This is a genomic window from Streptomyces sp. NPDC048473, assembly GCF_043200155.1.
In the GTDB taxonomy this organism is placed as follows: domain Bacteria; phylum Actinomycetota; class Actinomycetes; order Streptomycetales; family Streptomycetaceae; genus Streptomyces.
Window position 1 is genome coordinate 47,434 of sequence record NZ_JBICXE010000028.1, and the last position, 26,320, is coordinate 73,753.

The following is a 26,320-nucleotide window of genomic DNA, read 5'->3' on the forward strand; positions in this document are numbered from 1 at the left end:
TCCGCGGCACCGGCAAATCAACCCTCGCACCCATGCTTGCTGCCGCCCGCGGAGCCGTGCTGGTCCCGACCGTGCCACCCACCCACCAAGCCCTACGGCAGGAGGTGGACCGGCTGGGAAATGTCGAAGCCCGAATGTGCTTCTACCTCTCAGCCCTGTTCACCGCGGCTGATCAGATCCACCGTTACCTGTCCGCCGGCACCCCGGTCGTCGTCGAAAGCTACTTCGCACGCTGCCTGGCCAACCACCGCGCCTTCGGGGCTGACCTCTCCGTAGCCCTGCCGGCTGACCTACCGCATCCCGTCACCTACTACCTCGTCTGCGCGGAAGACGAGCGTCAGCGCCGCCTCGCGAGGCGTGAGAAGCCCGTCTCACGTTGGGACGCCCTCGCTGAAATCGCAGCCGATCAGATCACCGACGCCTACACCTCGTTCCAGATGCACCGCGTGAATACCACCGGACTCAACCCTGCCGAAGTACTCCAGGCCGTCCTGGCCACCAACCCGCAAGGAGAGCAAGCCAGTGCAGACACCGAGCATGTGGCGGCACACCCTCACCTTCTTCCCTCAGTTCCTCGCCGCGCTGAAGGAGCGCGCGGAGCCTGACTCCACCGTGACGGTCATCGGCGCGAGTGACGGCAGACTCGTCGTGCCGCTGGCCGCCGCCGGCTACCGCGTCATCGCTATCGAGCGCGACCCGCTCGCCCTGCACGGCGGCGAGGTCCAACTTCCGGGTGATAAAACCGGTCACGCGATGGGGTTGATCGACCGCCTGAAGCACGAAGGGCTCTACGACCGCGTCCAGGTCGTGGAGGACGACTTCCTCGCAGCCGAGCCCGTCGCCACCTGCTGTGACGCGGTCTGGACGAGTTGCTCGTGGCATTACAGTGCCAACCATCACCGGCCGTTGGGCGAGTTCGTCAACCGCATGCAGCGTACGGTCCGGCCTGGCGGATTGTTCGGCGCGGAGTTCATGATGCCCATCGAGCAACGCCACCACATGCTTGAGCACTACACATCACCTGAGAGGCTCCGGCGGTACTTCATCGGTGACTGGGACGTCCTGCTCACCCTGCGGACCAACGAATTCTCCGAGCAGGCACACGTCGGACAGTTGCAGGACCACACCCACCGCATGGGTCTTCTCCTCGCTGCCCGTGCATCCGCCCCCTCCTAACTACGGGAAGAAGGACACATGAAGCACGAGTACGAGGCGAAGTTCCTCGCCATCGACGTCGCCGGTCTCCAGGCCAAGCTGACTGCCCTCGGAGCCGTCCAGGCGTTCCCGCGCACGCTCCTCACCCGGAAGATCTTCGAGAACGACGCCCTTGAAGGTGGTGCCTGGATCCGACTGAGGGATGAGGCCACCCGCTCCACTCTCACGCTGAAGCAGGTCACCGACTCCACGACGATCGACGGCACCACCGAGATCGAGACCGAGGTCTCGGACCTGCACGCCATGGCCGAGATCCTCCGCAACGTTGGCCTGCGCGAGGTCCGCTACCAGGAGAACTACCGCGAGGAATGGCGCCTGGGCGAGGTCGCCTTCGACTTCGACACCTGGCCGGACCTCCCCACATTCGTAGAGATCGAAGGACCCGACGAGGCATCCGTCCGACAGGCGGCAGACCTCCTCGACCTCGACTACTCCGAAGCTCGCTTCGGCAGCGTCGACGAGATCTACAAGAGCGAGTCCGGCCGGGACATCCTCTCTGAGCCCACTCTCCTGTTCGCCGACGCCGACAAGCAGAAGTCGGCCAAGGCAGCTGCCCCGAGCGAGTGATGTGAGTGCGGAGCTGTGTTTATGGAACTGGCCGTGACGCCTCAGGTCATACCCGGCATCGCCGACTTCGCACGGGGCGGTCTGCCTGCGGTAGCAGACACCGACGACGGCAACACGTGGACTGACGGATACTGCTGGCTCTACTGCGGCCAGCGATGGACCCGTGTTCTGTGGATCGGCCCCGTGAGTGTGGCCGGCGCCCAGGCAGCGATGTACGCCTGTGGCCCGTGCATCCGGGCCCTACAGGAGCAGGTCTGGCAGTCCATATTCCTCCACGATGAACCGACGTGTCCGCCCCCGCTGAGCACGTTCACAACGGCCGAGCAACCTGGCGGACGCCGCGTTGGGAAGCATCGCGCGCGGGGCGGCCTGTTGCGTCGTGGGTGAGGCCGACGGCGGAACTCAGTGAGCCTGCGACGCCTCTTGGCAAAGAATGCGTCGCGTACATAGGAGTTCTCCCCCGGCTGGGCCGGGCACCACGCCTAGTGTCCGGCCCAGCCGCCGTTGCCCAGTGATCTCAACCGCGACACGCTACTGCCCACCAGCTGGCTGGTACTCCCGCATCATCGTGGCCGTCGTCCTGTGCTCCGCCCGCTTTCAGCCCTTGGGCGGCAGCGAGGCAGCCCTGCACGCCTACTACCCGGTGCGAGCGCTTCCCGCCAGGGACCGACACGCGTCAAAGCTGGGGTGCGATGCCGATGGCGTTCAGAGAAGGGAATCTCCGTGAGGATCGAACCCCAGACAGCAGTCGCGGCCGCCGTCGTGGTTCAGGACAGCCGTGTCCTGCTCGTTCGGCGACGCATCGCCGAGGGAGCTCTCTCGTGGCAGTTCCCAGCCGGGAAGATCGAGCCTGGCGAAGCTCCTGAAGAGACGGCAGTTCGCGAGACCCAGGAGGAGACGGGGCTCAGGGTGGCTCCAAGCCGAGTACTGGGGCAGCGGGTGCACCCCATGACGGGGCGGGAGATGTACTACGTCGCATGTTCGCCCATCGGCGGCAAGGCGTGGATCGCAAGCGTAGAAGAGCTGGCCGAACTTGCCTGGGTCGCGCATGGCGAGATCCCGCACTACGTTCCGTACGGGCTGTACAGGCCAGTGCAGGACTATCTCGACGCGGCACTACTCTCGTGAACTCCCAAGGGCCAGCGTGCTTGAGTCCACAGAGGCGCGTACTCGTTGTCGGAGCTGAGTTGGGGCGGGACTGACTACCACCGTCGTCCTGGCCGAGGCGGCCACAGGGCTGGCGCCGACCATCATCGTCGTCGGCGCCAGCCGCATCCAATCAGCATCGAGGACGCCTCTCGGGGAATCTCACCGCCTGACAATGAGAACGCCGGCGACCGGGAGGTTCCCCCAGCATTTTCAGTCCTCGTCGGAGACGAGGAGGTAGCCGTCGGGGGCGACGAGGTCGCGCAGGCGCTCGTACTCGGTGCGGTCCTCGTCGGTCATGAGGGGCTCCACGTCGCTGACCGTGGAGCCGGTGGGGAGCTGGGCGAAGTACGGGGACAGGAGGGCATACAGGGTGTCGGGCAGCTCTGCCCGCTCGCGACGGTATGCGATTTCACGCTTGATCTGCGCTGCGGCGATCTCGAACTCGTACCGGGTGCAGCTGAGGGCGGTCTTCTGCTCCTCCTTGGTGAACGGACGGCCCTCGCGGTGCGACCAGGTGTTGGTCTCGGTCCGGTACTTGAAGTTCGAGTCGCAAATCAGGGTGATGACGTCGAGGCGGATAGCGGGCTGGGACATGCAGGGCTCCTCATGGGACAAGGGGGCTGAAGGGAGTGCGGCTGAGATGGGTTCGTGCTGCTGGGCGGGGCTCTGGGGATCGCGCTCTCCTTGTCGGGCTAGCGGCGGGGGCGGCTCGGCCGGCTCGTGGGGGCTGTGGTTGTCGTGGGCGGCTGGGTGTCGGGGGGCGGGGTGCTGACGGCTGACGCGGTGGTGCTTCGCAGACGGGCTGCTTCCGCTCGGCGATTGGGTGCGGGGTCGCGGCTGGCGTGCTGGATGCGGGTGATCAGGACGCGAGCGGGCCTGCGGGCGGTGCCGAGCTCGCGGCGAGCGGCGGCTTCTTTGAGAAGCTGATGGGGCTTGTGGCCTCCGTCTTCGGCGTCGGCAAGGACGGTCGCGAGGGCGGGCCAGCCGGGATCGGCGAGGATCCGCTCGGCATGCTCAGGAACGGCGGCGCGTACATCCCCGGCCAGGGTGCGACAGGTCTCGTCCTTGGGGCGGCGGGCTTCGAGTTCCATGAGCTTCGGAGCGAGCGCCTCGGCTGCTGCTGACTGGAGATGCTGGACGGCTTGGCGGGCGGCGTCGGCCTGGTGGGCGTGGCCCTTCGCCGCATGCCAGCGTCCGGCGAGAATGGCCGCCCAGACGAGTGCGGCGACCAAGGCTGCGAGCGTGCTGCCGTCGGGGCCGGTGACGGTGTTGGCAATGTCGCGGGCCGCGGTCCGCAGGGCGTGGGCGGCGCGGTCTTCGGCCCGGATCTGAGAGCGCTGGGCATGGGCGAATGCCGTACTGGCCGCTTGCAGTTGGGAGCGGAGGCCGACGGGGGCTTTCTGGGCGGTGGCCTCGATCAGTTCGCCCAGGGCGGTGATCTGCGCCTGTGCCTGTGCGTCCCGACTGCCGTCGGTGCTCGTGCCGGTGATCTCTGTGTGGAGGGTGTCGAGGGCTTCTGTGGCCTGATGCCAGGGAGTGGTGGGTCGGTTGCGACGGGCGGTGGGGTGTTCCTCGGGCGCGCTGGTCTCCAGGCGAGCCTTCAGCTTGGGCAAGGAAAGGTCGGGGGCGATCTTCCCGCCGGGATGGTAGATCTGCCCGCCGTCCTTGTTCAGGTCGCCGGGGCGGCCGACGGCGTAGCCGAGGAGGTCACCGGACGGCCCTCGGCGCCCCTTGACCTCGATGCCGTCGGCTTCGAGATAGGCGAGGAGTTCCTCGACGGTGCTCGCGTGGGGGATGGCGGCGCGGATGCGGCCCTGGAGCCACTCGGGGCTGGTCTGCTCCCAGCCGAGCCGGGCCGCCTTGTGCATCTCCGCTTGAGTGGGACGGCGGGAGCCCGTGCCGTCGCCCCTCTTCAACTGCCGCAGCCCGAAGTCCTTCTCGATCTTCCGGCACGCGTCGCCGACGCGGACACCGCTGCCGTGGAGTTTGGGGCGGCGGCCGTCTTCGCGGACGGTGGTCGCGAGGATGTGGATGTGGTCGTCGGCGTGACGTACGGCGATCCGCCGGCACGCTAGATCGTCGCCTGCGGGGGCGATCCCAGCGGCATGGACGATGCGCTGGGCTACCTCCCCCCACTCGGTGTCGGAGAGGTAGCGGTCTTCGGGCGCGGCGCGGACGGGGCAGTGCCAGACGTGGTCGGTGACGGGTTTGCCGAACTCGCTGTTGCGCAGACGTACGGGCTCGTCGAGATAGTGGCCGAGTTCGGTCAGGGTGGCGTTCTCGTCTCGGCCGGGGTCGGGCATGCCGAGCATGGCGAAGCCGGCGACCAGGTGCGGGTCGAGGTGTTCGTCGTGCCGGCCGGGGCCGTAGAGATAGGCGAGCAGACCGCGGGTGTTGGACCCGGCGGGCTTGATGGCGGCGACCACGCGGATCAGACCTCCCTCGGGTCGGTGGGCCGACGCAGGGCCTCGGCGATCAGGGTGAGCAGGTGGTGGAGTTCGTCGAGGCGGTGACGGATGTCGGGCGGGGTGTAGTCGCTGTTGAGCGCGCGGGCGATCTGGTTGACGTTGACGCCGACGCGGTTGAGGGCGCGCAGGACCTGGGCACGGAACATGTGGGTACGGCGCCGGTCCTCGGACAGGGGGAGGTTGCCGGTGAAGCGGCCGTCGAGGAAGGCAAGGACAACGTCGGCGGCAAAGCCGGATCCCCCCTTGTAGCCGTGCTCGACTGCGGCCTCGCGCAGACCGGTGTGCTCGTCGTCGGTGAAGCGCAGCGGGCCGACGCGCTTGATGCGCTTGTCGCCGGTGAACCGGCGGATCGTCGGCTGGACGCTCTGCACGACGGGCTCGCTGACGGCGGGGGCGTCGGTCCGCATCGGTCGCAGGATCGCTTGCTGGGCGGCGTGAAGCGTGTCCGGGTCGGGGCCGCCCTCGATCCCGACCACCTGGTCCGGCGCCCCCTGGCGCCGGGCCGTCTCCGCCACCCCCGGGGCGGAAACCCCCGAAGACCGGCCACGAGTCGGACTCGGGGTACTACTGGCTCCGCCAGGAGCAGCCCGTCCGAATGCCTGCCGCACACGTTCCGTCAGCGTAGGCGACTTCGTCAGTGGTATCGGCTCCTTGGGGTGGTGCGGATCGTGCGTCATGAGCGGTTCTCCAGACGGAGGCGGGACGGTAGGCGGGTTCTCGGGAGGGCCCGTGAGCTGCGGGTGGTCACACAGACCTGTCCACAGGTGTGGATGAGCCAGCAATGACCGGCTTGGCCGGGTGACCGGAACGGGTTCCGGTCACCCGGCAGGTTCCTGGTCAGCCGCTGGCTGGACCGCTTTCGGCAGAGGCTGTGAGTTCGTTCCGGAGGACGTTCATCACCTCGGTTAGCCGCTCACTGGAAATCGGAAGGCCCTTGTCCTCAACTGCCTTCCGGACAGTGGCCCGGGTGAGTTTTCCCTGCTCAGCACCAGCAGCCCTGCCGATCTCCACGAGTTCCCCGAGCGGTGCGCCAGGCGGACGGCCACCACGAGACTTGCTCTCCGCAACCTCCGCAGGACGTTCCGGCGACCCAGCGGACACGGCGACCGGTTGCTCCGTGAGCCCGTTGAGTTCGGCCGGCATTCCGGCGGATCCGAGAGGTGTGGTGACCGATGTCTTCGACACCTGCCCGGAACCTGCGACCGGGTGCCGGTCCACGAGCTGGTGGATTTGCCGCATCAGTACGGCGAAGGCCACCATCGCGGCTGCCGGGGGAACCGCGGCCACCACGTAGTCGAGGAACGGGACGTCGCCGGTATCGCGTGTGCCGCTGACCCCGGCCACGTTCAGAGCGATGGAGCCGACTGAGCCGATGGCGGTCACGGCGACGGCCCATCGGTCCGTCACCCTGCGCAGGCCCGCCCGGAGCATGAGCAGCTCGCCCGCGACGATGAACGCGTCCAGGGTGGCGGGCCACGCCCAGCGGCGGACCGGTGAACCTCCCAGCCCGTGCTGCCCGGCGACATCGGCCAGGTGCGCGTAGGAAAGACAGAACGCTCCGGCGGTCAGGGCGACGATGACGATGCCGGCCGCGATGAGCGCGTAGCGCTCGGCAGCACCCCGGGACGCTGCCGGCCGTCCTTCGCCCGTCCGGTCATCCGGCGGCTGGTGATGCGGGGGTGAAATGGGAGGGGTGGACAAGCGGGTGCTCCTGGGGTGGTGGTGTGGTTCGTCTTTGGCGTCTTGGCCGTTGCAAGTGCAGGTCAGGGCAGGTACGGCAGTAGCTCCGGCTATCCGTCTCGGCGGGTGCAGCCAGCGTCTTCAGCTCTGTCGCAACAGGGCTGAGGCAATTCGCCGCGCCTGAGCCCGGCCCGGAGTGGCCGTGTCCCGAGTAGGGACGACGGCATTGCGTCTTCCGTCTCACCGGCCAGGGCTGTGACCTGCACTGATACGGCTAGGACGCGAGAGACGGTGCAAGACGGATCCGGACAGCGTCTTGGGCGGCCACGCCGGTGGTCGTGATCGCGTTGCCGTCTTGGCCCCGGTCGCCGTCTCGGGTTCAGGCCGTTTGACCTGCGAGATCACGGCAGGGACGGCAGGGACGGCAACCAGGGCGGCGGGCCTCAGCCCCTGTCGGGGGCGGGGCGGGTGCCGACGGGGTGGACGGTGGGGCAGTACCGCCGCCAGCTGTCGAGGAACTTGTTGCGCGTGTAGCCCTTGCGCTGCGTTCCGTCGGCCATCCGGACGTTGCCCGGCCTGACGTCGAAGTCCCGCAGTAGCCTGCCCAGATCACGGGCGTTCAGCCCGCCGCGTCCCCACTCCGCCCACGGGCCTTCGGGGTCCTGGCGCAGGTGGTGGAGGAGTTCCTCGGTGGACAGACTGTCCACCTCCCTCTGAGCGGCGAAGATCCGGCGGATGTCGGCGAGGATCCGCGCGCCACCGGGGTGGTCCTCCTCGGCCGCCACTTCGGCGGTGACCATACGCGCGCACGCCACCCGGGCCCGGCGCGGCCAGGAACCACCGGCCAGCTCGGCGACGATCACCAAGGGCTCCCAGGTGTCGGCGGCGCGGTCCTCGACCGGCATATCTGGCTCAAGGATTGCGGCCTCCTCCAGAAGCGGCCTGGCCCACGCGTTGATTCGGTCGCGCAGATCGTGCAGGGCAGGGATGTCACGGCGGGAGCGGAAGGGCTTCACCTTCTCCCCCTCGGCCCGGCGACGCATCCGGATCACGACCGACCGGTCCATGACCGTGTCGGGCAGGTCGCCGATCCCCGCGATGGCCGCCATGGCGAAGGTGGCGAACTTGTGCGGGGTGTGGTCGTTACCGACGACCCGAGTCACGTAACGCCCTCGCTGGTGACCGGCGTTGAGCAGGCCACGCGTCTCCTCGTTCCGCTCCGCCTGCTTCGGCGTACCGAAAATGGTGTCCGCCTCGTCCACCAGAAGCGTTGGCGGCTCCTCCTCGGTGATCGAGCGGAAGATCGCCGCAGGCGTGGTGTTGATCGTCAGCATCGGCTCGTGCACCGTCTCGGTCAGCACGTCCAGGAGCCGCGACTTGCCGCACCGCTTGGCCGGCCCCACCACCGCCAGACGCGGCGCGTGCTGCCAGGCGGGCTGCAGGTGCGTGGCCACCACCCACAAGGTGATCGCATCCAGCGCCTCCAGTGATGGCGGGATCACGAACTGGGCTATCTGCGAGTGCAGTTCATCCAGAAGCACGGAGCCCTGCGTCGACTCCGCATCAGGTATGCCTTCCAGCCCGCTCGGCGCCGGCGCCTCAGCGGCGCCATGGGCAGGCGCATCGCCGGTCAGGACCAGATTGGCGTCCACGGGCTGCGCGGCGCACAGGTGGGCACCAGGCCGGCCAGGGATGGCGGTCGTGGGCCAGCTCACCTTGGCGGGCTCGGAATAGTCCTTGGGGTTCTCGGGTTCCACTGGGCAGCTCCTCGTCTGGCGGTCGCGGGCTCGCCAGCCCATCCCGCCGGGTCGGTTCTCATCGGATCGCTGGGGAGCTATGGAGCCTCCGGCGTTGCACCGCCGGGGGCTCTCCCCCTTCCCGCAGGCACTGGGGTACCGCGAGGGACCACGGACAGTACGGTCACGCCCGTCCACAGTCCAGCGTTTCTGTGTCAGCTCAGCGCAGAATCTTCTGCTACGCTCCCGCCCTCTCATGCGGCCAGGCCCAACAGGATCAGCAGATCCGCGGTCACGACCCGATAAGCGCTGCCCAGCCGCAGGACCTTGCACGGGTACTGACCGCGCTTCGCCAGCTCATAACCCTTGCTCCGCCCGAGCCCCAGGGCACGGTTGCTGGTTTCGAGGTCAACGGTCACTGGCAGGGCCAATAGATCCTCACGGCTCATCCCCTTCGACGACCCCTCCGTGGCGTTCTCGCGCATGCGCCATCCCTTTCGGTACAGCCGTCGGCGAACGCGGTCATCACGTCCAGCTCCAGGCGCCTACCAACCAGGATCCTCAAGCTAATGTGTCTGCATGACACAACACCGTGTGGATGATGAAGCGGACGACTTCCCGGAGTGGGTGGACCGGGTCCAGGCGAACGTGGCCGGTGAAGTCCGCCGCAGACGAAAGGAGATGGGGTGGAGCGCGCAGGAACTGGCCGACCGGTGCGAGCAGCTCGGGCACCCGATCCCGCGCAACGTGATCGCCAACATGGAGTCCGGCCGCCGGGCCGGTCTGCCGCTGGTGGACGTCCTGGTCCTGGCCGCTGCCCTGGAGACGTACCCGGCCTGCCTCATCTTCCCGGTCGGCTACGTCGAACAGACCCAGGAACTCCCCTTCGAGCAACTCGTGCCGACCTGGGACGCCCTGCGGCGCTTCACCGGCGAGCAGGACGTGCCGGGGCTCGATGCCGGCCTGGTGCCCGACTTCGAGGTGCACGCCAGCCTCGTGGGCACTGCCCTGGCTGCGCTCGACGAAGAAGAGCAGGCACGGTTCGCCGTCAGGGCGGCAACCAGCCGGGCTCAACAGGAAGAAGCCGAACGCAAGCGGACCGACTACGCCGACCGGGCCGTCTCCGCGAAGTACAAGCTCCGCTACCTCCGCCGAGACCTCCTCGACGACGGAGCCGTCCCGCCCGACCTCCCATCCGCACTCCACGACGTCGACCCGCCCGAATGGGCCCCCGATACCACCACGGAGGAACGCCCTTGAAGGGATCCACCCACCGCCGCTGCTACTGCCGCGACGCCGAGACCGGCAAGCCGCTCGGCAAGAAGTGCCCCAAGCTCACCAGCCGCAAGCATGGCTCCTACTCCATACGCCAGGAGCTCCCACCCCGAGCCGACGGCACCCGCCGATCCTTCAACCGCGCCGGCTACGAGACGTTGAAGGCCGCGCAGATCGATCTGGACCACGTACGAGCCCTCATCGCCGTCGCGGACTCGGACGATGATCACGACCTGGACCGGATCGCGGAGTTGCTCGAACAGGTCGCCGACGAGAAAGCTCCCCTACCCGACATCGAGGACACCCGCAGGCGCTTCAGGGCGGGCTTGGACCTGATCGGACGGCGCACGATGGGTGAGTGGCTTGATCAGTGGCTTGCTGCGAAGAAGTCACGGAAGACGACACTCAACGGGTACGCCTCTCACATCCGCGTCCACCTGAAGCCCCGCATCGGCCATGTCCGCCTCGACCGTCTCAACGTCGGCCACCTCGTGGAGATGTACGACGGCATAGCCGACGCCAACGAGGTGATCCAGGCGGAGAACCTGGAACGGCGCGAGCAGATCGCCAGGTGCAAGCCCAGCAGGCCCGGCCGTCCCGTCGCAGCCGAACGGGCACTGCTCGCCGTCGAACGGGCGAAGCTCGCCGAGATGAAGCCGTTCCGGAAGATCACCGGCCCAGCCACGCAGCAGAGCATCCGGCGCACACTGCGAGCTGCCCTGAACGCGGCGATCGCGCAGCAGTTCATCACCTTCAACCCGGCCTCCCACGTCGAGCTGGAGTCCGGCAAGCGCCCGAAGCCGCTCCTCTGGACTGCACAGCGAGTGGAGCGCTGGCGTGCCACGAGTGAGCTGCCTTCGCCAGTGATGGTCTGGACGCCGGCTCAGTTCGGAACGTTCCTGGACGCAGCCGAATCCGACCGGCTCTACGTGCTCTTCCACCTCGTGGGTACCCGTGGTCTTCGCAGGGGCGAGGCCGTCGGCCAGAACTGGACGGACGTCGACCTGGACGCCGGCCTCATCACACCGGCCAAAGAGATCGTGGTCGACGGCTGGGATCCGTACGAGTCCGCCCCCAAGACGGACGGCAGCGCTGGCACGATCGCCCTGGACAGCGTCAATGTCGCCCTCCTGCGAGAGCACCACACGGCCATGCTGAGCGCTCGGGAGGAGTGGGGCGACGCCTGGAACGAGACGGGCAAGGTCTTCACTCGCGAAGACGGCTCCTGGCTGCACCCGGAGACGGTCTCCGAGACGTTCAGGCGCATCCTCGCCACCACGGATCTGCCGCCCATCACTCTGCGCGATCTGCGCCACGTCGCGGCCACTCTCACCCATGGCGGGGGCGGCGATCTGCACACGATCAAGGAGACGCTGCGCCACTCCACGATCACGCTGACCTCTGACACGTACACGAGCCTGCTGCCCGAGGTCGACAAGGCTGCCGCAGAAGCCGCCGCCGCGCTGATTCCTCGCGCCAACCGACGGACGGCGGTGAACGGCGAAGCTCGCGTACGGAATGACGCGCCAAGGAAAGTAGGGCAGGGAGATTCTACGGTTACGCCATCACCGTAGTCCTGCCGAGACTCGTGACGTTCTCCAGCATGGCGTGGAGAAGGAACGGCGGGTTCGTCGCCACAGTGCGCGTCGTCTCCAGATAGGTCGCCGCGTTTTTTCCATCGACGCCCTCGCCCGAGCGCACCAGCTCTCTCCGCCGCAGGTCCCAGGCCGGCCAGTGCTGCCCAAGGTAGCTTTCCAGGTTCTCCTCGAAAACCGTGTACCTGGCGGTGGTCTCATCCAGCGGCTGGGGGGCGGGCGTGGTCCCGAGGTATCGCAGGAGATCGGCGTTCTTCTGTCGAGTTCGCCGCGCCTCGCGCTCGTACTCCAAATCCTTCTCTCGCCGCTGCTGCTCCGGGATCAGGTGTTCCGTCGACTGCCGCCTGCGCTCCGCTCTACCTGCATCCCCGTCAAACACCACGTGGCAGGGCACGCCCAGCGTCCTGAAGAGCACGTCGGAAATCATCAGGTTGTCCTTACCGGTCACCTCGACGACGCTGATGCCCTCCGCTCCGAGGTTGATACCAGCCCGCTCCGCGCAACCCACGATCACCCCCTCGTCCCCCTTGCCCTCAACCAGCACCACCGCGTGGGCGAAGAAGCCCTCAGCGAATACCCCAGTCAGCCTGCCGACCGTCCGGCTCTTAACAGTGTTCGCATCGATCAGTCCGTCGAGAGCTCGACACAGGTCGTCCTGAGACGCCTGACGCACCTCGGTGACGGGATGCGCCTCGCCGACGGCACGGCACAGACGGCGGATCTGGTGGTAACCCGCCGGATCGAGGAAAACGGGACTATGGGTGGCGTACATAACCTGAGTTCGCCCCGCAGGGGAAGTGGCCACCAGCTCGCGCAGCACCTTCGCGAAGGTCCGTGCCTGCGGCGGATGCTGGAAGAGCTCGGGCTCCTCGATTGCCAAGCACAACGTTCGCGTGTCGCCCTCCGGGCGCCGACGATCAGCCAGGTACTTCAGTGCGGCGATGATCAAAGCTCGCTGGAAGCCATGACCCTGCCGGTGGACTGAGGTCTCTGCTGCGCCGTCGCGGATGCTCACCTGGAAAGTGGTCCGGGCCGGCTTCGGTGCATGGACGGTGGGAGTCACCACCACCTGACGTCCCGTGGTGAACTTCGCAACCTCCGAGGACAATGCGGCCGAGATGTCATCCAGCACTGGGCCGTACACCTTCGTGTGTACCTCCTGCCGGGCTAGATGGGCACCCTCCTCAATCTCGCCAAGCCGCTCATTCGCCTCTGTCCGATCCACGGCGTGGTCCAAAATTCGACCGAGCGCTGTGGTCTTCTGATCGTCCGCCTCCTCGTAGGCCCGAAGGTCCGCGGAGACGAAAACGAAGTCGATCAGCTGACCCAGCTTGCTCTGCCCTGCGAAGCCGAAGAAGTGGGTGTCCTCGACCTCCGACTCGGTGAGCTGCTCCCGGTGGGCCAGCTCCCAAGTCCGCATGGCCTCGAGCGCTTTGTCCTTGCTCCCGACCTTCGGCAAATCCAGGCTGGTATCTCCCTCACGCAGCTCGTCGTACGCGCTGCGAAGGTCGGTAGCTTTCTCACACTTCCGCACCTCCTCGAACGGGCGGTACGCGAGCGCCTTGCCGGTGATTTTGTCCTCGCCGTTCTGCCAGGTCCGCCAAACGCTCACGCTCTCGGCCCCGTCAGGTGCGTATCGCCCGAGGACTTCCCGGTCGTGGGCAGTTAGCCCATCGAACTCCACCTCGACGACGATGCGGCCGCCCTTCGCCGCCGAGTGGACGTCGTCGTCACTCAGCGCGAGCGACCTTTCGCCGTTGAAGAACCAATCGAGTGCACGCAGCACGGTGGACTTACCGACACCGGTCGGCCCGATAAAGGAAGTGATCTCTTCGAAGGAGACATCCACGTTGTGCAGACAGCAAAAGTTCTCAATGCGCGCGCGCTTGATCTTCACGATCGTCCTGAGCATGAGGTTCCGGATGGGGCGAGTGATCCCCTAGGTGATGATCATCACGCTAGCAGCCGACTCGGTACGAGATGAGCGGTTTTCCGGAATCCGGCCTGCCGCCCGAGACCAGCAACACAACCTGCCGCTGCTCTGGTACCGCGAGCTCTCAGAGCCGCGTCCGTCGCGCCTTCTGCCAGGCCATCCGCTCACGCATCGCTCACGCACGCGCCCAGGTACGACGAAGCGCCCCGACCGGCGGTAGCCGGTCGGGGCGCTAAGTAGCAGGTCAGAGTGGGTTCCCCTCCCTGCATCGCGTAGGCCGTGTGGGACTCGAACCCACAACCAACGGATTAAAAGTCCGCTGCTCTGCCAATTGAGCTAACGGCCCCCGGCGAATCACCCCTGAGCATAGCCCGCCGGGGCCCGGCCGCCGATCGGGTATCGGTTGCCGGGCCCCGTCGCGGTGGGATCAGGGGGCATCAGTGGGGTTTCACCGGGGCGTCGGCGGAGATTCCGTGGGGTTCGTCGGGGGTGGCGTTGCGTTGGTGATTCGGGTTGAGGAACCAGTGGCGGGCGGAGGCCAGCCACCACGTTGCGGCGAAGCCGAGGACGACCAGGACCGCGATGGGGGCGTAGTTGAACGTCTCCCAGGTGACCGGCGAGACCTGCGGCAGCATGAAGAGCACCGTGATGATCACGACCCAGGCCACCGCGACGACGCCGATCGGGCGGGACCAGCGGCCCAGGTGCCAGGGGCCCGGGGTGAAGTCGTCGCCCCGGAGCAGGCGGAGCAGGGTGGGGATGACGTAGGCGATGTACAGGCCGATCACGGCGATCGAGGTCACCGCCGCGTACGCCGTGACGTTGATCAGGTACGGAAGGCCCAGGGCCAGGGCGCCGAGGGCGGCGAGCCAGACCGCGGCGACGGGGGTGCGGGTGCGGGGGCTGACCGTGTGCCAGACGCGGGAGAACGGGAGTGCGCCGTCCCGGGAGAACGCGTAGATCATGCGGCTGTTGGCGGTCACGGACGCCATGCCGCAGAAGAGCTGGGCGCCGATCACGACCAGCAGCAGGAGCTTGCCGGTGGTGGCGCCGAGGGCGTCCAGGAGGATCTGGGCGGGCGGGGCGCCGGTCGGGGAGTTCAGCGCTCCGTCGTACGACTGGATTGCGAACGTGAAGCCGAGGAGAAGCACGAAGCCGGCGATCCAGGAGGTCCAGATCGACTGGACGATGCCGCGCGGGCCGGCCGTGGCCGCGTCGTGGGTCTCCTCCGTCATATGAGCGGAGGCGTCGTAGCCCGTGAAGGTGTACTGGGCCATCAGCAGGCCGATCATCACGACATAGAAGCCGCTGCCCCAGCCGGTGTTGTTCACGAACTCGGTGAAGACGAACGACGCCGACTGATGCGTGTCCGGTACGAAGGTCAGGGCGCCGACGATGACGGCGACCCCGAGGACGTGCCACCACACGCTCACGCTGTTCAGGATCGCGACGATGCGAACGCCGAAGGTGTTGAGCAGACCGTGCAGCAGCAGGATCGCTGCGAAGAGCAGGATCGTACGGGTGGGCGTGATCTCGAAGTCGAACTGGAGGTTCAGATACGCGCCCAGGAAGGACGCCGCCCCGAAGTCGATCCCGGCCGTGACGGCGACCTGGCCGAGGACGTTGAACCAGCCCGTGAACCAGGCCCAGGCCGCCGCCGAGCGCGGCGGGGCCAGCCGGTGGGCCCAGAAGTAGAGGCCGGCGGAGGTCGGGTACGCCGAACAGATCTCGGCCATCGCCAGGCCGACGAACAGCGTCATCAGGCCGACACCGACCCAGCCCCAGGTGATGACGGCGGGGCCGCCCGTATTCATGCCGAAGAGGTAGAGCGTGAGACAGCCGGAGAGCACCGAGATGATCGTGAACGAGACGGCGTAGTTGGAGAATGCCGACATGCGGCGGGCGAGAACCTGGGTGTATCCGAGTTCGGCGAGCCTCGCTTCATCGGATCCGGATGAACTCGCCGGTGGCACTGGGGAGTTGATTGTCATGCCCCGAGCGATTCCCCCACCGGGGGCATGGCATGTGCCGGATCCTGACCCAAATACAACGCCCTACGGCAGCGCCATGCAGCCCGGCGCGAAAGCTGTATACGGACTGCGCGCGCCGAACGGCCGCCGGCCCCACCTCACGAAGTCCGTGCCGGGTCGAACGGCCCCTTGCCGTCGCCGCCCTCGAGGAAGCGAAAAGAAAAGCGGGCCCACTCGTAAAGAGCGGGCCCGCTTTCCGAAGAACTTCAGCAGACCTTCAGCAGGTCTGCTTCAGCGCGTTCAGCCGTTGCGCTTCCAGCGCGGCTTGTCGTCGCGGCGGCCGAAGGAACCGGTGTTGGTGCCGGTGTTGGTGCCGGTGCCGGTGCCACGGTGGTCGTCGCGGCGGCCGGTCGGACGGTCGCTGCCACCGGAGCGGAAGCCGCCGGAGGGACGGTCGTCACGACGGTCGCGGTTGAACGGACGGTCGCTGCCACCGGAGCGGAAGCCGCCCGACGGACGGTCGTCACGACGGTCGCGGTTGAACGACGGACGGTCGTTGTCGCGGCGCTCGAAGGAACGGCCACCACGGTCGTCACGACGGTCGCCGCCACCGGAGCGGAAGCCGCCCGACGGACGGTCGTCACGACGGTCACGGTTGAACGACGGACGGTCGCTGCCACCGGAGCGGAAGCCACCCGACGAACGGTCGTCACGACGCTGGAAACCACCACGGTCGCCACCGCGGTCGTCACGACGGTCGTTGCCACCGCGGTAGCCGCCACGGTCGCCGCCGCGGTCGCCACCGCGGTTGTCCCGGCGGTCGAAGTTGCCGCGGTCGTCGCGACGGTCGTCACGGGCGGCGGGCTGCTCCGGCACGGAGACGGCGGCCTCGATCGCGGCCTCCGCCTCGGCGGCGGCCTCGGCCACCGCGACCTCGGGGTCGTCGCCCCGCTCGCGCGCGGCACGGGCGACCAGGCGGTCGGCCTCCTCGCGCAGCTCACCGGCGCGGCGCTGGACGCGCTCCAGCTGCTTGGTCAGGTCGGCGACCTCGCGCTCCGCCTGCTTGGCGGAGTTGTTCGCGGAGTCGGCCTGGACCTCGGTCAGGGAACGGGCGCCGGTGATCTCGGCGACCTCCGGCTCGAAGACGCCCGCGCCCTGCACGATGTGGCGGGAGGCGTCGACGCCCGCGTCCTCCATGAGGCGGAAGATCTGACGGCGCTGGTGCGGCAGCGCCAGCGAGACGACGACACCGGACTTGCCGGCACGGGCGGTACGGCCCGAGCGGTGCAGGTAGTCCTTGTGGTCACCGGCCGGGTCCACGTTCAGGACCAGGTCGATGCCGTCGACGTGGATACCGCGGGCGGCGACGTCGGTCGCGACCAGCGCATTGACGTAACCCTTCTTGAAGTCCTCAAGAACGCGGGTACGGGCGCCCTGCGTCATGCCGCCGTGCAGCGCGTCCGCCTTCACGCCCGCCTCGATGAGCTGCTCGGCGATGCGGTCCGCGCCCAGCTGGGTGCGGACGAAGATGATCGTGCGGCCCTTGCGGGCGGCGATGGCGGAGGTGACCGGCGCCTTGTCCTTCGGCTTCACGACGAGGACGTGGTGCGACATGGTCGAGACGTTGCCCTGGGCGCTGTCGACCTCGTGGCTGACCGGGTTGGTGAGGTAGCGCTTGACCAGCGTGCCGATCTCGTTCTCCATGGTGGCGGAGAAGAGCATCCGCTGACCGCCACCGGGGATCTGGTCGAGCAGCTCGGTGACCTCGGGCAGGAAGCCCAGGTCGGACATCTGGTCGGCCTCGTCGAGTACGGCGACCTGGATGTTCTCCAGGGAACAGGCGCCCCGGTTGATGATGTCGCGCAGCCGGCCCGGGGTGGCGACGAGGACGTCGACACCGCGCTCCAGCGCGTAGATCTGGTTGCCCATCGACGTACCGCCGCAGACGACCTTCATCTTCAGGCCGAGAACGTCGCCGTACGGCTGAAGCGCGTCCGCAACCTGCATCGCGAGCTCACGGGTCGGGGTGAGGATGACCGCGCGGGGCTTCTTCTTCTCGGTGTGGCCGCCGGCCAGCGTGGCCAGGGTCGGCAGACCGAAGGAGAGGGTCTTGCCGGAGCCGGTACGGCCACGGCCGAGGATGTCCTTGCCGGCCAGGGCGTCCGGAATGGTCGCGGCCTGGATCGGGAAGGGCGCGGTCACACCGTTCTGCGCGAGCTTGCGGACGATGCCCTCGGGCAGGCCCAGGTCGGCGAAGGTGATGGTCGGCTCGGCGTCGTCCGCGTCGTCCGCGTCGTCTGCATCGTCCGCGTCGACGGCGGAGTCGATGTCGGCCTGCTCGGCCTGCTCGGCCTGGGGGGCGTCGGCCTCGATAGCGTCGGCGGACTCGGCGACGACGGCCTCTGCGGCCTCGACGATCTCGTCGTTCTCGATGTTCTCGGGCATGACGGTGTGGTCAGAACTGGAAATTGACATGCGAAATGCGAAACCTTCCGGAGTCTCGGCACGCGCCCGTAACTCCGTGATTCGCAATTTCGACCGCCTCAATGCGGTCCAGCCACGGCAAGGGAGAGTACGCGCCACACGGCGCGCTTCTGTTTCGGCGCCGGGCAATGGGATCAAACGATCTACTACCATACGCACTCACCCCCACATTGCGCAAACCACCCTCCCCCGACCCCCTGCTACACCGGTCCCACCTGCGGTGAAACGTCCGGCGTCCGCAGCGACGCCGGCTCGCTGGGCGCACTCATCGCGTCGTTGCGGAGCCGAGCCGCCGACGAGGCGGACGACTGCGGCGACGGTTCCGAGGGCTCCGGCTCCGGGGAGGCGGGCGGCTCGGGGGAGGCCGGCCCGGACGGCGGCGGGGATTCGGGCTGCTGCGGCACCCCGGGCGCCGGCTGCGAGACCGAGGGCACCGGCAGCCCGCCATCTCCTATCGACCCCGGACCACCCGGCTTCACGCCGGGGCGTACGCCGCCGGGCGGGCCCGAAGGGCCGACGGAGCCGCTCGGCTCCGGAGATTCGGCCGCCTCCCGTTCGGAATGCGCCTCGGCACGGCCACCACCGGTACGGGCGCCGCCCGTGCCCGCCACGGTGCCGCCGTCCGGCCCGGCCGCGCTCCCCTTCGGCCCGGACGACGGCGACGGCGCCGGTTTCGCTCCGTCGTCGCCGACGCTCATGCAGCCTGTGGACGCGGCGACCGTCACTGCGATGACGGCCGCCCATCGGACGGGGGCGGACAACTGGCGCACGGGAGGCACCTCCGGAGGTACGAAGAGGGGGCGGAGCGGTACGGGAAAAGCGGGGGGCGTCGTGCCCAACTCCCGTTGCCCCGCCGGGGACACGCCCCACGCCCGGCCCGCACACCTCCCGCACGCCTCCTGCGCGCCACCCGCACCGCGCTCACAGCACTCGCACGGCGCTCGTTGCGCTCACCCGTAGCCGAGCGCGTGCAGCCTCGCGTCATCGATGCCGAAGTGGTGGGCGATCTCATGGACGACCGTGATCTCGGTCTCGGCGACGACGTCCTCGCGCGACTCGCACATCCGCAGCGTCGGCCCGCGGTAGATGGTGATCCGGTCCGGCAGCACCCCCGCGTACCACTCGCCGCGATCGGTCAGCGGCGTGCCCTCGTAGAGCCCGAGCAGCTCCGGATCGCCCGGGTCCGGTTCGTCCTCGACAAACACCGCAACGTTGTCCATCAGCCGCGTCAGCTCCGGCGGGATCCGGTCCAGCGCCTCGGCGACCAGTTCTTCGAACTCTTCGCGCGTCATCTCCAGCACCCCGTCATTGTCCCGTACGGCCGCCCGGCGCGCCCCGGACCGAACCACCTGGGCCGGGGCCGCTGCGCCACCCCTCCCACGACCTCGCCGTAAACCGTTTTGGCGATAGCCGCTGCCATCCCATATGCTTCTGACGTCCCCGACGCGCTGGAAAGCGCGCAGGTGGGCCCTTAGCCCTCATCGTCTAGTGGCCCAGGACGCCGCCCTTTCAAGGCGGTAGCACGGGTTCGAATCCCGTTGGGGGCACGCTTTAACATGTGCGAGACTTGTCTCGCACATTGCTTGGTCCTGTGGAGCAGTTTGGAGTGCTCGCCACCCTGTCAAGGTGGAGGCCGCGGGTTCAAATCCCGTCAGGACCGCTGCAGCCCTTGTGAGCTGCGTGGCTGGGTAGCTCAGTTGGTACGAGCGATCGCCTGAAAAGCGATAGGTCGCCGGTTCGATCCCGGCCCCAGCCACCACCCGAAGGCCCCGTCCACTGGACGGGGCCTTCGTCGTATCAGGCCTCTTCCCGGTCCGCCGAGTTCACGCCCCGGCCGCGCCACGCCCGTACCGCCAGCACCAGCAGCACCACGGCGACCACGGCCACCAGCGCCATCGCATCCGGCACATGCTCTCCGATGCGCTGGGCCCACTGCTCGACGGCGAACGACTCGTCCACGTCCAGCAGTCCGGGCAGCGCCGTCGTCCCGTCGTACGCGAGGAACAACGCGCCGAGACCGATGAAGAAGAGCCCCGACAGCAGCGTCGTGGTGTGCAGCTCGAAACGGCCGAGCCGGAAGGTGCGGCCCCGCAGCCAGGCCCGCCGGCCCAGGTCGAAGCGTTCCCAGAGCAACGCGAGCAGAAAGAGCGGGACCGCCATGCCCAGGGCGTAGACGGCGAGCAGCAGTCCGCCGTAGACCGGGCTGCCGCTGACCGCCGCCACAGTGAGGACGCTGCCGAGGATCGGGCCCGCGCAGAAACCGGCCAGTCCGTATACGGCGCCCAGCGCATAGACCGATACGGCGGTGGTCGGGCGGATCCGGCCGCTGAGGGCGGCGATCCGTCGCGAGGCGAAGCCCAGACCCACGATCTGCGCGAGGCCGAGCACGATGATCAGCCACCCGGCGCCGAGGACGAGCGCGTCACGGTGGCTGTAGAAGAGCCGTCCGGCGTACGAGCCCGCGGCGCCGAGTGGGACGAGAGTGGTGGCCAGACCGGCGTAGAAGATGCCGGTCCGGGCCAGGAGCCGCGAGGTGGAGTCGATGGAGTACGCGAAGAAGGCGGGCAGCAGCAGCGCGCTGCACGGGCTGACCAGGGCGAGCAGCCCGCCGAGGAGGGCCGCGAAGTAGCCGATGTCAGCCGTCATTTCGCGCTGCCCTCGGCGCCTTCGGTGTCCTTGCCGCTCTTGGCGTCCTCGGTGTTGCGGGCCTTCTCGGCCGCCTCCTCGATGACCTGGGTGAAGGTCTCCATCGGCTGGGCTCCGGCGATCGGGCGGCCGTTGATCAGGAACGACGGGGTGGAGGTCGCGCCGATCCCGTACCCCTGTTTCTGGTCCTTGCCCACAGCGGCGGAGGCGGCGGCGCTGTCGGCGTCGCGCGCGAACCGGTCGAGGTCCGCGACCCCGGCCTGCTGGGCGAGCACCTTCAGCCGGTCCTTGCCGAACCCCTTCTCCTTGACTCCCTCGGCGTACGCGGCACGGTGGAACTGCCAGAAGCGGCCCTGCTGCCCGGCGGCCCAGGCGGCGCGGGCCGCGGCCTCGGACTCGGCGCCGAAGATCGGGAAGTTGCGCCACTCGATGCGCAGGGTGCCGTTGTCGACGTACTTCTTCACCAGGGCCGGTTCGGTGTCGCGGGCGAATTTGCCGCAGTAGCCGCACTTGAAGTCGGCGTACTCGATGAGGACGACGGGCGCGTCCACCCGGCCCTGCGCGAGCTTGTCACCGGCGTCGCGCCGGGCGAGCTTCGCCAGCTCCGGATAGACGCCGGCGTCCGGGTCCGCGGTGACCTCGGCGACCGACGAGGAGGAAGAGGAAGAACCCGAGTGGTCGGGGGCGGTGGCCCGGTAGGAGACGAAGCCGAGCAGGGCGGCGGCGAGGACAACTCCGGAGCCGTAGATCAGCGGCTTCCTGGATGACGGTGTACGCGAGGACGTGGGCTTGGGCATGCGGGACTCCGTGCTGATGATGCGGGAGGGAAGAGGGACAGCCGGTGGGAGAGCGGCCGTCTACACCCTCAGTACGGAGAGCTCGACCGGAGTGGGCGCGGCAGCCGCGGGACCGCGCAGCTTTATCCGTACGGGCGGGCGGACCGGCCCCTGTCCGATGGCGGCGGGCAGGCCCCACTCGGCGAGGCCGGGCGCCTGGTCGTGCGCCGCACGGGCCCGGCCCGGCAGAGCGGGCTCGCCGTCCTCGTGCTTCCGGCTCTTGCCGCACCCCGGGGCCCCGTGCCGGTCCACGGCCGGGACGACGGCCGGGACGACGGCCGGGACGACGGCCGGGACGACGGCCGGGACGGGGCTCTCCGAAGCGGCCACCCTTCCGGCGCCGGCCTCAGCAGCCGCGACAGCCGTACGTCCCGCATCACCCGCGACAGCCGTCGCCGGCCCGCAGAACAGCCCCAGTACGACCGCGAGCACCGCCATCAGGCAGCACCACTGTGTACGGGACACGGCGACCGGCCTTTCCGAACAGGGACAGGGGCAACGGGTGGTCAGCTGCCCGAAATGGTACGTGCTGTGACCCCGCGCCTCCGCGCAGTGCCCATGTGGTGACCCGGACCGCACGAAATACGTTCGCCGTTCTTCGGGCCCGGGTGAGATCCTGGGCTCCGTATGTCTACTTCCTTCGCTGATCTCCAGTACCGGCTCGGACAGCTCTCGCTCCGCGATGCGCACCGGCTCGGCCGCCGTCTCGAAGGGGCGCGCCGCATCCGTAAGCCCGAGGCCCGGCAGTCCGTGCTGGACGAGATCGCCACCGAGGCCGGAAAGGCAGCCGAGCGGCTCGCACTGCGTGCCACGCGGATGCCCGCCCTGTCATACCCGGAACAGCTCCCGGTCAGTCAGAAGAAGGACGAGATCCTGGAGGCGATACGCGACAACCAGGTCGTGATCGTCGCCGGGGAGACCGGCTCCGGCAAGACCACGCAGATCCCGAAGATCTGTATGGAGCTGGGGCGCGGTGTCCGGGGCATGATCGGGCACACCCAGCCGCGCCGGATCGCGGCCCGTACGGTCGCCGAGCGCGTCGCCGAGGAGCTGAAGACCCCGCTGGGCGAGGCCGTCGGCTGGAAGGTCCGCTTCACCGACCAGGTGAACCCCGACGCGACGTTCGTCAAGCTGATGACGGACGGCATCCTGCTCGCCGAGATCCAGACGGACCGCGAGCTGCACGCCTACGACACGATCATCATCGACGAGGCCCACGAGCGGTCGCTGAACATCGACTTCCTGCTCGGCTACCTGGCCAGGCTGCTGCCCAAGCGCCCGGATCTGAAGGTCGTCATCACCTCGGCGACGATCGACCCCGAGCGGTTCGCGCGCCACTTCGGCGAGGCGCCGATCGTCGAGGTCAGCGGGCGTACGTATCCGGTCGAGGTGCGCTATCGGCCACTCCTGGAGGAAGAGGGCGAGGACTCCGACCGCGACCAGATCACCGCGATCTGCGACGCCGTCGACGAGCTCCAGTCGGAGGGGCCCGGCGATGTCCTGGTCTTCCTCTCCGGCGAGCGCGAGATCCGCGACACCGCGGACGCGCTGAACAAGAAGAACCTCCGCCACACCGAGGTGCTCCCCCTCTACGCGCGCCTGTCGCACGCCGAGCAGCACCGGGTGTTCCAGCGCCACACCGGCCGCAGGATCGTTCTGGCGACGAACGTCGCCGAGACCTCGCTGACCGTCCCCGGCATCAAGTACGTGATCGACCCGGGCAACGCCCGGATCTCCCGCTACAGCCACCGCACCAAGGTCCAGCGCCTGCCGATCGAGCGGATCTCGCAGGCCAGCGCCAACCAGCGCAAGGGCCGCTGCGGCCGTACGTCGGACGGCATCTGCATCCGGCTGTACTCCGAGGACGACTTCCTGACCCGTCCGGAGTTCACCGACCCCGAGATCCTGCGTACGAACCTGGCCTCCGTCATCCTCCAGATGACCGCGGCCGGCCTCGGCGACATCGAGAAGTTCCCCTTCATCGACCCGCCGGACCACCGAAACATCCGCGACGGCATCCAGCTCCTCCAGGAGCTCGGCGCACTCGACCTGGAGGAGAAGTCCCCCCAGGAGGGGAAGAAGGGGCAACGGCTGACCCAGCTCGGGCGGAAGCTCTCGCAGCTGCCCGTCGACCCGCGCCTGGCCCGCATGGTCATCGAGGCCGAGCGCAACGGCTGTGCCCGCGAGGTCATGGTGATCGCGGCCGCGCTCTCCATCCAGGACCCGCGCGAGCGGCCCTCGGACAAGCAGACACAGGCCGATCAGCAGCACGCCCGCTTCAAGGACGAGACCTCCGACTTCCTGGCGTTCCTCAATCTGTGGCGGTACATCCGTGAGCAGCAGAAGGAGCGCGGCTCGTCCAGCTTCCGCCGGATGTGCAAGCAGGAGTATCTGAACTTCCTGCGCATCCGCGAATGGCAGGACATCTACTCGCAGCTGCGTACGGTCGCCAAGCAGATGGGCATCCATCTCAACGAAGAGGACGCGCCCGAGCAGTCGGTGCATACCTCGCTGCTGGCCGGGCTGCTCTCGCACATCGGGCTGAAGGACACCGAGAAGAACGAGTACCTGGGTGCCCGCAGCGCCAAGTTCGCGATCTTCCCCGGATCGGCGCTCTTCAAGAAGCAGCCGCGGTTCGTGATGTCGGCCGAGCTGGTCGAGACGTCCCGGCTGTGGGCGCGGGTCAACGCCAAGGTCGAGCCGGAGTGGATCGAGCCGCTGGCCCAGCATCTGCTGAAGCGCACCTACAGCGAGCCGCACTGGGAGAAGGACCAGGCGGCGGTGATGGCGTACGAGCGGGTCACGCTGTACGGCGTACCGATCGTCGCCCAGCGCAAGATCAATTTCGGCCGTATCGACGCCGAGGCCTCCCGCGATCTGTTCATCCGCAACGCCCTGGTCGAGGGCGACTGGCGGACGCACCATCAGTTCTTCCACGACAACCGCAAGCTCCTCGGCGAGGTCGAGGAGCTTGAGCACCGCGCCCGGCGCCGCGACATCCTCGTGGACGACGAGACGCTCTTCGACTTCTACGACCAGCGCATCCCCGAGCACGTGGTCTCCGGGGCGCACTTCGACTCCTGGTGGAAGCACAAGCGCCGCGACGAGCCGGACGCGCTGGACTTCGAGCGCTCGATGCTCATCAACGAGAAGGCCGGGGCGGTCACCAAGGACGACTACCCGGACTCCTGGCGGCAGGGGAAGCTCAAGTTCAAGGTGACGTACCAGTTCGAGCCCGGCGCGGACGCCGACGGTGTGACCGTCCACGTTCCGCTCCAGGTGCTCAACCAGGTCACCGCCGAGGGCTTCGACTGGCAGATCCCGGGCCTGCGCGAGGAAGTGGTCACCGAGCTGATCCGCTCGCTGCCCAAGCCGATCCGCAGGCACTACGTCCCCGCGCCGAACTACGCGGGCAAGTTCCTGGACCGGGCGGTCCCCCTCCAGGAGCCGCTGCCGCTCACGCTGGCCCGGGAGCTCCAGCGCATGGTCGGCGTCCCGGTCGACGCCGACGACTTCGACCTGACCCGCATCCCGGACCACCTGAAGATCACTTTCCGGATCGTCGACGAGCGGCGCCGCAAGGTGGCCGAGGACAAGGACCTGGAGGCGCTGAAGCTCCAGCTGCGGCCCAAGGCCCGTCAGGCCCTCTCCCAGGCCGCCGCAGCCACCGCGGGGCCCTCGGGCGAGTCCATCGAGCGTTCGGGCCTCACGGACTGGACGATCGGCACGCTGAACCGGATCTTCGAGACCAGGCGGGCCGGCCAGCCGGTCAAGGCGTACCCGGCTCTCGTCGATCAGGGTGAGACAGTCGCCGTACGGCTCTTCGACACCGAGGCCGAGCAGCAGCAGGCGATGTGGCGCGGCACCCGGAAGCTGATCCTGCTGAACATCCCGGTGAACCCGGCGAAGTTCGCCTCGGACAAGCTGACGAACCAGCAGAAGCTGGCCCTGTCCCGCAATCCGCACGGCTCCATCCAGGCGCTCTTCGAGGACTGCGCGACGGCGGCCGCCGACCGGCTGATCGGCGCGCACGGCGGCCCGGCCTGGGACGAGGAGTCGTTCCGCAAGCTGTACGACAAGGTGCGCGCCGACCTCGTCGCGCTGACCGAGCACACGGTCAAGCAGGTGCAGCAGGTGCTGGCCGCCTGGCAGGCCTGCGAGCGGCGCCTGAAGGCCACCAACAGCCTCGTCCTGGTCAACAACGTCACCGATGCACGGGACCAGCTCGCAGCCCTCGTACCGCCGGGCTTCGTCACCGCGACCGGGCTGCGCAGGCTGCCCGACCTGATGCGCTATCTGGTCGCCGTGGACCGCCGGCTCCAGCAGATGCCGACGGCCGTCCAGCGCGACACCACGCGCATGGAGAAGGTCCACGAGATGCAGGACGAGTACGCCTGGCTGCTCGAACAGATGCCGCAGGGCAGGCCCGTTCCGCAGGAGGTCCTGGACATCCGCTGGATGATCGAGGAGCTCCGGGTCAGCTATTTCGCGCACGCCCTGGGGACGGCCTATCCCGTCTCCGACAAGCGGATCGTGAAGGCGATCGACGCGGCGGCCCCGTGAGACGGCTTCGGTCGGAGCCGTAACGGGACCACCACCTTCAGTGAGGTCGACCGGACCCTCTGACCTGCTGTACAGTCTGTCTTCGCAGCCAGCCGCAAGGTAGCCGCGAAAACCTGGTCCTGTGGAGCAGCTTGGAGTGCTCGCCACCCTGTCAAGGTGGAGGCCGCGGGTTCAAATCCCGTCAGGACCGCAGTAACGAAAGC

General features: G+C 68.4%; 21 protein-coding genes and 5 tRNA genes. 11 read left to right on the forward strand and 15 right to left on the reverse strand.

Annotation, left to right across the window (positions count from 1 at the left end):
- The first annotated feature begins 32 nt into the window (after positions 1-32).
- The 4 genes from ACGFU7_RS33315 (at position 33) to ACGFU7_RS33330 (ending at position 2,910) form a co-directional block, all read left to right on the forward strand.
- Positions 33-605 (forward strand): hypothetical protein, encoded by a 573-nt coding sequence (locus ACGFU7_RS33315; RefSeq protein ID WP_393700850.1) that lies wholly within the window; start codon positions 33-35, stop codon positions 603-605.
- The gene (locus ACGFU7_RS33320) at positions 523-1,176 is read left to right on the forward strand and encodes a class I SAM-dependent methyltransferase (RefSeq protein ID WP_393700851.1); all 654 of its coding nucleotides are present in this window, start codon (positions 523-525) and stop codon (positions 1,174-1,176) included. The genes ACGFU7_RS33315 and ACGFU7_RS33320 overlap by 83 nt, the downstream gene beginning before the upstream one ends.
- A gap of 18 nt (positions 1,177-1,194) precedes the next feature.
- A complete protein-coding gene (locus tag ACGFU7_RS33325) occupies positions 1,195-1,782 on the forward strand; it encodes a class IV adenylate cyclase (protein WP_393700853.1) in 588 nt (195 codons plus the stop codon).
- Positions 1,783-2,499: 717 nt separating this feature from the next.
- Positions 2,500-2,910, forward strand: a complete 411-nt coding sequence (locus ACGFU7_RS33330) for an NUDIX hydrolase (protein WP_393700927.1) — start codon at positions 2,500-2,502, stop codon at positions 2,908-2,910.
- Positions 2,911-3,141: 231 nt separating this feature from the next.
- On the opposite strand, the gene ACGFU7_RS33335 is transcribed toward ACGFU7_RS33330, so the two are convergent.
- The 6 genes from ACGFU7_RS33335 to ACGFU7_RS33360 all read right to left on the reverse strand — a co-directional run bounded on the left by ACGFU7_RS33335 (position 3,142) and on the right by ACGFU7_RS33360 (position 9,300).
- Positions 3,142-3,525 (reverse strand): hypothetical protein, encoded by a 384-nt coding sequence (locus tag ACGFU7_RS33335; protein ID WP_393700855.1) that lies wholly within the window; start codon positions 3,523-3,525, stop codon positions 3,142-3,144.
- 98 nt (positions 3,526-3,623) lie between these two features.
- Positions 3,624-5,357 carry a relaxase/mobilization nuclease domain-containing protein gene (locus ACGFU7_RS33340; RefSeq protein WP_393700857.1) on the reverse strand — a complete coding sequence of 578 codons (1,734 nt, stop codon included), beginning with the start codon at positions 5,355-5,357 and terminating at the stop codon, positions 3,624-3,626.
- A gap of 5 nt (positions 5,358-5,362) precedes the next feature.
- A complete protein-coding gene (locus ACGFU7_RS33345) occupies positions 5,363-5,914 on the reverse strand; it encodes a MobC family plasmid mobilization relaxosome protein (protein WP_393700858.1) in 552 nt (183 codons plus the stop codon).
- A gap of 322 nt (positions 5,915-6,236) precedes the next feature.
- Complete coding sequence (locus ACGFU7_RS33350; RefSeq protein WP_393700860.1) at positions 6,237-7,100, reverse strand: DUF2637 domain-containing protein; 864 nt, start codon at positions 7,098-7,100, stop codon at positions 6,237-6,239.
- Between the two features lie 422 nt (positions 7,101-7,522).
- Positions 7,523-8,836: a DUF3631 domain-containing protein gene (locus tag ACGFU7_RS33355; protein WP_393700862.1), complete on the reverse strand. Its 1,314-nt coding sequence runs from the start codon at positions 8,834-8,836 to the stop codon at positions 7,523-7,525.
- Between the two features lie 233 nt (positions 8,837-9,069).
- Positions 9,070-9,300, reverse strand: coding sequence for a hypothetical protein (locus ACGFU7_RS33360; protein WP_393700864.1), 231 nt, complete (start codon positions 9,298-9,300; stop codon positions 9,070-9,072).
- A gap of 94 nt (positions 9,301-9,394) precedes the next feature.
- Here ACGFU7_RS33360 and ACGFU7_RS33365 point away from each other — a divergent pair, with 94 nt between their 5' ends.
- Positions 9,395-10,075 carry a helix-turn-helix domain-containing protein gene (locus tag ACGFU7_RS33365; protein WP_393700865.1) on the forward strand — a complete coding sequence of 227 codons (681 nt, stop codon included), beginning with the start codon at positions 9,395-9,397 and terminating at the stop codon, positions 10,073-10,075.
- Positions 10,072-11,664 (forward strand): tyrosine recombinase XerC, encoded by a 1,593-nt coding sequence (gene xerC, locus ACGFU7_RS33370; RefSeq protein ID WP_393700867.1) that lies wholly within the window; start codon positions 10,072-10,074, stop codon positions 11,662-11,664. The genes ACGFU7_RS33365 and xerC overlap by 4 nt, the downstream gene beginning before the upstream one ends.
- Here xerC and ACGFU7_RS33375 read toward each other — a convergent pair.
- From ACGFU7_RS33375 to ACGFU7_RS33400, 6 genes are all read right to left on the reverse strand, one after another.
- Positions 11,648-13,582 carry an ATP-dependent endonuclease gene (locus ACGFU7_RS33375; RefSeq protein WP_393700869.1) on the reverse strand — a complete coding sequence of 645 codons (1,935 nt, stop codon included), beginning with the start codon at positions 13,580-13,582 and terminating at the stop codon, positions 11,648-11,650. The two genes, xerC and ACGFU7_RS33375, sit on opposite strands and share 17 nt — an antisense overlap.
- Positions 13,583-13,891: 309 nt before the next feature.
- Positions 13,892-13,964, reverse strand: a tRNA-Lys gene (locus tag ACGFU7_RS33380).
- 91 nt (positions 13,965-14,055) lie between these two features.
- The gene (locus tag ACGFU7_RS33385; protein WP_393700870.1) at positions 14,056-15,609 is read right to left on the reverse strand and encodes an amino acid permease; all 1,554 of its coding nucleotides are present in this window, start codon (positions 15,607-15,609) and stop codon (positions 14,056-14,058) included.
- A gap of 279 nt (positions 15,610-15,888) precedes the next feature.
- The gene (locus tag ACGFU7_RS33390; RefSeq protein ID WP_393700872.1) at positions 15,889-18,033 is read right to left on the reverse strand and encodes a DEAD/DEAH box helicase; all 2,145 of its coding nucleotides are present in this window, start codon (positions 18,031-18,033) and stop codon (positions 15,889-15,891) included.
- Positions 18,034-18,272: 239 nt separating this feature from the next.
- Entirely contained in the window at positions 18,273-18,842 is a 570-nt protein-coding gene (locus ACGFU7_RS33395) for a hypothetical protein (protein WP_393700873.1), read from the reverse strand.
- A gap of 180 nt (positions 18,843-19,022) precedes the next feature.
- Positions 19,023-19,373, reverse strand: coding sequence for a metallopeptidase family protein (locus ACGFU7_RS33400; RefSeq protein ID WP_206433537.1), 351 nt, complete (start codon positions 19,371-19,373; stop codon positions 19,023-19,025).
- Positions 19,374-19,546: 173 nt separating this feature from the next.
- Between ACGFU7_RS33400 and ACGFU7_RS33405 the strand changes: the two genes are divergently transcribed.
- From ACGFU7_RS33405 to ACGFU7_RS33415, 3 genes are all read left to right on the forward strand, one after another.
- Positions 19,547-19,619 (forward strand) — tRNA-Glu (locus ACGFU7_RS33405).
- A gap of 38 nt (positions 19,620-19,657) precedes the next feature.
- Positions 19,658-19,732 (forward strand) — tRNA-Asp (locus ACGFU7_RS33410).
- Between the two features lie 22 nt (positions 19,733-19,754).
- A tRNA-Phe gene (locus ACGFU7_RS33415) sits at positions 19,755-19,831 on the forward strand.
- 38 nt (positions 19,832-19,869) lie between these two features.
- Here ACGFU7_RS33415 and ACGFU7_RS33420 read toward each other — a convergent pair.
- From ACGFU7_RS33420 to ACGFU7_RS33430, 3 genes are read right to left on the reverse strand one after another with little or no spacing between them, the layout of a single operon-like run.
- Positions 19,870-20,718 carry a cytochrome c biogenesis CcdA family protein gene (locus ACGFU7_RS33420; protein WP_393700875.1) on the reverse strand — a complete coding sequence of 283 codons (849 nt, stop codon included), beginning with the start codon at positions 20,716-20,718 and terminating at the stop codon, positions 19,870-19,872.
- Positions 20,715-21,515: a DsbA family protein gene (locus ACGFU7_RS33425; RefSeq protein ID WP_393700877.1), complete on the reverse strand. Its 801-nt coding sequence runs from the start codon at positions 21,513-21,515 to the stop codon at positions 20,715-20,717. Before ACGFU7_RS33425 ends, ACGFU7_RS33420 begins: the two co-directional genes overlap by 4 nt.
- 60 nt (positions 21,516-21,575) lie before the next feature.
- Positions 21,576-22,019: a hypothetical protein gene (locus ACGFU7_RS33430; protein WP_393700879.1), complete on the reverse strand. Its 444-nt coding sequence runs from the start codon at positions 22,017-22,019 to the stop codon at positions 21,576-21,578.
- Between the two features lie 162 nt (positions 22,020-22,181).
- On the opposite strand from ACGFU7_RS33430, the gene hrpA reads away from it, so the two are divergent.
- Both hrpA and ACGFU7_RS33440 read left to right on the forward strand, forming a co-directional pair.
- Positions 22,182-26,117: an ATP-dependent RNA helicase HrpA gene (gene hrpA / locus ACGFU7_RS33435; RefSeq protein WP_393700881.1), complete on the forward strand. Its 3,936-nt coding sequence runs from the start codon at positions 22,182-22,184 to the stop codon at positions 26,115-26,117.
- 115 nt (positions 26,118-26,232) lie between these two features.
- Positions 26,233-26,307 (forward strand) — tRNA-Asp (locus ACGFU7_RS33440).
- Positions 26,308-26,320 lie beyond the last annotated feature (13 nt).

Bases quoted from the DNA above. Each gene is read 5' to 3' on its own strand.
- ACGFU7_RS33385 (WP_393700870.1), bottom strand. From the start codon at position 15,609: ATGACAATCAACTCCCCAGTGCCACCGGCGAGTTCATCCGGATCCGAT.
- ACGFU7_RS33420 (WP_393700875.1), bottom strand. From the start codon at position 20,718: ATGACGGCTGACATCGGCTACTTCGCGGCCCTCCTCGGCGGGCTGCTC.
- ACGFU7_RS33365 (WP_393700865.1), top strand. From the start codon at position 9,395: ATGACACAACACCGTGTGGATGATGAAGCGGACGACTTCCCGGAGTGG.
- ACGFU7_RS33360 (WP_393700864.1), bottom strand. From the start codon at position 9,300: ATGCGCGAGAACGCCACGGAGGGGTCGTCGAAGGGGATGAGCCGTGAG.
- ACGFU7_RS33315 (WP_393700850.1), top strand. From the start codon at position 33: ATGCTTGCTGCCGCCCGCGGAGCCGTGCTGGTCCCGACCGTGCCACCC.
- hrpA (WP_393700881.1), top strand. From the start codon at position 22,182: ATGTCTACTTCCTTCGCTGATCTCCAGTACCGGCTCGGACAGCTCTCG.
- ACGFU7_RS33425 (WP_393700877.1), bottom strand. From the start codon at position 21,515: ATGCCCAAGCCCACGTCCTCGCGTACACCGTCATCCAGGAAGCCGCTG.
- ACGFU7_RS33335 (WP_393700855.1), bottom strand. From the start codon at position 3,525: ATGTCCCAGCCCGCTATCCGCCTCGACGTCATCACCCTGATTTGCGAC.
- ACGFU7_RS33390 (WP_393700872.1), bottom strand. From the start codon at position 18,033: ATGCCCGAGAACATCGAGAACGACGAGATCGTCGAGGCCGCAGAGGCC.
- ACGFU7_RS33325 (WP_393700853.1), top strand. From the start codon at position 1,195: ATGAAGCACGAGTACGAGGCGAAGTTCCTCGCCATCGACGTCGCCGGT.